This is a genomic window from Rhodoferax sp. UBA5149, from assembly GCF_002413825.1.
GTDB lineage: Bacteria > Pseudomonadota > Gammaproteobacteria > Burkholderiales > Burkholderiaceae_C > Rhodoferax.
The window spans coordinates 32749-37704 of sequence record NZ_DHXT01000160.1 but is presented as its reverse complement, the minus strand read 5'-3'; the positions used below and the strand labels follow the sequence as shown (position 1 = coordinate 37704).

Annotated in this window: 6 protein-coding genes; 3 read left to right on the top strand and 3 right to left on the bottom strand. The window is 61.1% G+C overall.

What is annotated here, in order from left to right:
* The 3 genes from B3V69_RS14365 to B3V69_RS14355 all read right to left on the bottom strand — a co-directional run.
* A partial coding sequence (locus tag B3V69_RS14365; protein WP_296447637.1) for a hypothetical protein occupies positions 1–590 on the bottom strand: 590 nt, incomplete at its 3' end.
* Positions 591–667: 77 nt separating this feature from the next.
* On the bottom strand, positions 668–1657 hold the full coding sequence (locus B3V69_RS14360; RefSeq protein ID WP_296447634.1) for an oxidoreductase: 990 nt from the start codon (positions 1655–1657) through the stop codon (positions 668–670).
* Positions 1658–1846: 189 nt separating this feature from the next.
* Positions 1847–3043 (bottom strand): amino acid aminotransferase, encoded by a 1197-nt coding sequence (locus B3V69_RS14355; RefSeq protein ID WP_296447633.1) that lies wholly within the window; start codon positions 3041–3043, stop codon positions 1847–1849.
* Between B3V69_RS14355 and B3V69_RS14350 the strand changes: the two genes are divergently transcribed.
* From B3V69_RS14350 to B3V69_RS14340, 3 genes are all read left to right on the top strand, one after another.
* On the top strand, positions 3042–3239 hold the full coding sequence (locus B3V69_RS14350) for a hypothetical protein (RefSeq protein WP_296447632.1): 198 nt from the start codon (positions 3042–3044) through the stop codon (positions 3237–3239). The two genes, B3V69_RS14355 and B3V69_RS14350, sit on opposite strands and share 2 nt — an antisense overlap.
* Positions 3240–3296: 57 nt before the next feature.
* A complete protein-coding gene (locus tag B3V69_RS14345) occupies positions 3297–4577 on the top strand; it encodes an HD-GYP domain-containing protein (protein WP_296447631.1) in 1281 nt (426 codons plus the stop codon).
* An 11-nt stretch (positions 4578–4588) separates the two neighbouring features.
* Positions 4589–4956 (top strand): DEAD/DEAH box helicase family protein (locus tag B3V69_RS14340; RefSeq protein ID WP_296447629.1); only part of this gene is annotated, 368 nt, incomplete at its 3' end.

Here is a 4956-nt window from a genome sequence, read left to right as displayed (position 1 = left end):
CCAAAACCGTAGACCTTGCCCCAGTCCGATGGACTGTCTTCCCACAAATTGATGTCCAGGCCATAGTCCGGCTCATCCGAGGCCGAAGCGATGACACTGAGCGGCGCCACTTGATCTCCGGCCTTGAGGCCAACAAAACGGTAAGTTGAATTGGGCTGTTCGGGTAGCGTGTTGATGGCGGCGTGGGGCAGCAGCGTGGCGGGATCAGGGCGCGGGCCCAAGGGATCGGGTTGAATGTACAACGCCAATTTGCTATTGGGCGCCACACGCAGCGCCATCAGAAAAGCCAGTCGCCGGGCGTCGTCAGTTCGCGTCGGGTTGGCCTTGAAGGCCAGCGCCGCAGGACGTGGGGGGTAGACGTCCAGATGGGTCTGTGCCCACGCTTCCTGGCTGGCCAGCAAGGTCTCGATGGACTTCTCTTGCGCTTTCAAGAAAACTTCCAGGGGCTCTACCGTTACCGGCGCGGCATTGACGATCTCTGGCATTTTTTCAAACGCACGGTAGGCCGCAAAGCTGTGATTGCTCCAGGCGAAGGCGTTACCCGCGGCCAACCCAAGCACGCTGATCAAGGCCACAGCGAATTGTTTCATCTGAAAATCTCCTGACATCTTGCTGAATCGTGACAAGACCGACGCCGAGTGTGCGTCGCCCTAGCGCCGATGGCGTTTTATGACCCGGTGGCGAGGAGGGCCTCGGAAACGGTCCACAGACGCTGCGCCGTCACCGGGTCGGCGATGCGGGGTGAGTAGCCCGAGACGCGGTTGCTGGGTTCTGCGGGCAAGCCCTGATGGCAGTCTTCCAGGTACAGGCCGCCGTGGCCCTTGAGCTGCGGCGCGGTCGCGGCCCATGCGCTGGTCGCCGCGCCCTGGGCGGGTGTCTTGAAAGTGTCCAGTGGCGTGTCGTCGGCCTTGAGCCAACCCAGCGCACGCATTTCTTCCAGGGTCAGGAACTTCTGCAGCCCGGTCATGATGCCGCCAGGGTGGACGGCATTGGCTGTGATGCCCTGGGCGCCGAAGCGCAAATGCAGGCCAAGCGCAAACAGGGCAATGGCACTCTTGGCCTGGCCATAGGCTTTCCATTTGTTGTACTCACGTCGCTCAAAATGGATGTCGTCAAAGTCCACGCCGGCGATCTTGTGGCCGGAAGAACTAAGGCACACCACGCGGGCGTCGCCGCGGCTGTCGGCAGCCCGTTTCAAGGCGGGCAGCAGGGCGGTGGTCAGTGCGAAGTGCCCCAGGTGGTTGGTGGCAAATTGCGCCTCCCAGCCTTGCGCGGTTCGCGTCAAGGGGCAGGCCATGATGGCGGCGTTGTTGATCAGGATGTCGAGTGCTTTGCTGTTGGCGGCCCACTCAGTGGTGAACTGGCGTACGCTGGCCAAATCACTCAAATCCAGTCGAGCCACGTCGACGATTGCATTCGGGCATTGAGCGCGAATCTGCGCGGCGGCGACCGCACCCTGCTCCTGGTTGCGCACGGCCAGCGTGAGTTGCGCCCCTGCCGACGCGAGCGCGCGGGAGGTCTCCAGGCCCAGCCCGGACGCGCCTCCGGTCACGATGGCTTGGCGGCCTTGGAGTGACATGCCGCTGACGACCTCCAGCGCGGTGCTGCGTGCCCCGAATGGCGAAGTGATGGGCGCGGCGGGTGCTTGTGGGTTCATGGTCGTGGGCATCGTAGTGGATGACGCAGTCTGCCAGATTGTTGCGAGCTCTGCTCTTCAACCCAGCCGCTGGCCGCCCATGATGTGGCGTGACTTCATGCGCACAGGATGAATGCTATAAAAATAATAGCTGCTTGCGCCCATTCCACGGGGGCTAGAAGGCTATTTCATTAAAAGGTTGGTCTTGAATCAAACCACCTTGGCAATCGACGCACACACGTAGTCGATGTTCTTGCTGTTCAGCGCTGCCACACACATGCGCCCGGTGTCGGTGCCATAGACGCCAAATTCATTGCGCAAGCGCACCATCTGATCCTTGGTCAGGCCCGAGTAGCTGAACATGCCGATCTGGCTGGTGATGAAACTCATGTCCTGCTTCACCCCGGCGGTCTTGAGACCCTGCACCAGCTTCTGGCGCATGGCCTTGATGCGCACGCGCATCTCGCCCAGTTCTTTTTCCCACAGGGCGCGCAGTTCCGGGTTGCCCAGCACGGCGGCCACGATCGCACCACCATGCGTGGGTGGGTTGCTGTAGTTGGTGCGGATGACGATCTTGAGCTGGCTCAGCACGCGGTCGGCCTCGTCCTTGTTCTCGCACAAGACGCTCAGGGCACCCACGCGCTCGCCGTACAGGCTGAAGCTTTTGCTGAAGGAGGTGGAAACAAAAAAGGTCAATCCGGCGGTCACAAACTTTTGCACCGCGGTGCCGTCTTCGGTCAGTCCGTAGCCAAAGCCCTGGTAGGCCATGTCGAGGAAGGGCACCAGGTTTTTCGCCTTGACGGTGGCGACCACCTGGTCCCACTGGGCGGACGTGATGTCGTAGCCGGTGGGGTTGTGGCAGCAGGCGTGCAAAACCACCACGGTGCCGGGGGCGGCAGCGTTGAGGTCGGCCAGCATGCCGTCGAAGTCCACGCCGCGCTTGGCAGCGTCGTAATAGCGGTAGCTGTCGACGGTGAAGCCGGCGTTGCTGAACAGGGCGCGGTGATTTTCCCAGCTCGGGTCGCTGATCAGCACTGTGGCATTGGGCTTGAGCTTTTTGAGGAAGTCGGCGCCAATTTTGAGGCCACCGGTACCGCCAATGGCCTGTACCGTGGCCACGCGGCCTGATTTGACCGGCTCGCTGTCGGCGCCAAACACCAGCGCCTTGACGCCTGCGTCGTAGGCGGCGATACCGTCAATCGGCAAATAACCGCGCGGCTTCGGGGCTTCCATCATCGCCTTTTCGGCCGCTTGCACGCAGGCCAGCAGGGGCAGTTTGCCGTTGTCGTCGTAGTACACACCGACGCCCAGGTTCACCTTGGCGGGGTTGGTGTCGGCATTGAATTGCTCGTTCAATCCCAGAATCGGGTCGCGGGGCGCCATTTCGACGGCAGAAAACATGGACATGAAAAAGATTCCTTCAAGTTGGAGAGGCGAGAGCGTGCCGGTCGATCTTACAAGTTGGCCGTTGTGCTCAGCTGGATTACCGATTTTAGGCAATCCAGAAAACCACTTGCAGTTTGAGCCAAGCGGCCTGATTCAATGGTCTTCGCCTCCGACGTTCAATAACTCAAAAAGGCTGCATAATTTCCATCAGCACTGACTGACACCCGTCACCAAGTTTGCGGCATCGCCGACAACCGCCAACAGCCCGCCTTCGATGATCGACACGCCTGCCTCCAACGCTTCTTACATCACGCCCGCACAGCTGTGCATAGGCTTGCACATTCACCTCGACCTGGCGTGGACGGAGCATCCGTTCTCCTTCTCCAGCTTCAAGATCAAGAGCCTCGATCAGATCGGGACGCTGCAGTCTCTGGGGCTCACGCGCATTCGCTACACCCCTTCCAAAAGCGATGGCAAGCCATTGCAAGTCCCGGCTGGCGTTGCACCCGAGCCGCCACCCGCCCCGCCACACGACGAAGACCCCCTCTACCAAGCCAAGCGGGCGCGCGTGGAGCGCCTGGTGGCGCAACAGGCGAGGGTGGCGGTCTGCGAACGCGAGTTCCTGTCGTCGGCACGCGCGGTCAAATCGATCAACCAGAATCTTTTCGCGAAGCCGGAGCGGGCGCGCGAAGAGGCCGAAACACTGGTGCAGGCGATTGCCGATTCGATGCTGACCGAGTCTGACATCGCGATCAATCTGATGAAAGACAAGACCGGTGGCGAGGAGGTCTACTTCCATTCACTCAATGTCACGCTGCTGTCGATGATGCTGGCCAAGGAGCTGAAAGCGCCGCGCGAGGCGATCCGGCTGATTGGCATGGGCGCGATGTTTCATGATGTTGGCAAGCTCGACATCCCCGATCGCATCGTGCGCAAAACCGATGCATTGACCAAGCCCGAACTATCTTTGCTGCAGCAGCATTGCGCCTACGGCGTCGAAACCGGGCGCAAGCTTGGCCTGCCGAATGAGGCTTTGATGGTAATCGCGCAGCACCACGAGCTGATGGACGGCAGTGGCTACCCGAAGGGACTGAAGGGTGGCGATAGCTCTATGCTGGCGCGCATCGTCGCCATTGCCAATACCTACGACAACCTGTGCAACCCGGTCAAACCGTCTCAGGCCCTGACGCCGCATCAGGCGCTGTCGCTGATGTATGCCCAGCAGCGCGCAAAGTTCGATGCAGCGCCTTTGACCACCTTTGTGCGCTGCATGGGCATCTATCCGCCTGGCACCATCGTCGTGCTGTCGAACGATTGCATCGGCATGGTTGTCTCGGTGAACAGCTCCAAGCCGCTCAAGCCAACCGTGTTGATCTACGACCCGCAGTTGCCGCGCGAACAGGCGATCCTGGTCGAACTCGAAAGCGAGCCCGAGGTGTCGATCAGCCGCGCGCTCAAACCAGATCAGCTGCCGAAGCCGATCTACGACTACCTCTCGCCGCGCCGCCGCGTGACCTACTACTTCGACGCCGAGTCGAACCGTGCCGCCCCTTGAATAGCCTCGTTATGTCCGCACCCACCCCCATTGCAGCCGCACCTTCTGACGATGCCGACCAGGTCCGCACCGGCACGTTTGTGCGTTTTCCGGATTCGCCATTTGAGCTGTATCAGCCCTATCCGCCGGCCGGCGATCAGCCCGAAGCCATCAACAAGCTGGTCGAGGGGGTGAATGACGGCGAGGTGTTCCAGACCCTGCTGGGCGTGACCGGCTCGGGCAAGACCTTCACCATGGCCAACGTGATCGCCCGCCTGGGCCGACCGGCCATCGTGTTTGCGCCCAACAAAACGCTGGCGGCGCAGCTGTACAGCGAGTTCCGCGAGTTCTTTCCGAAGAACGCGGTGGAGTATTTCGTCAGCTACTACGACTACTACCA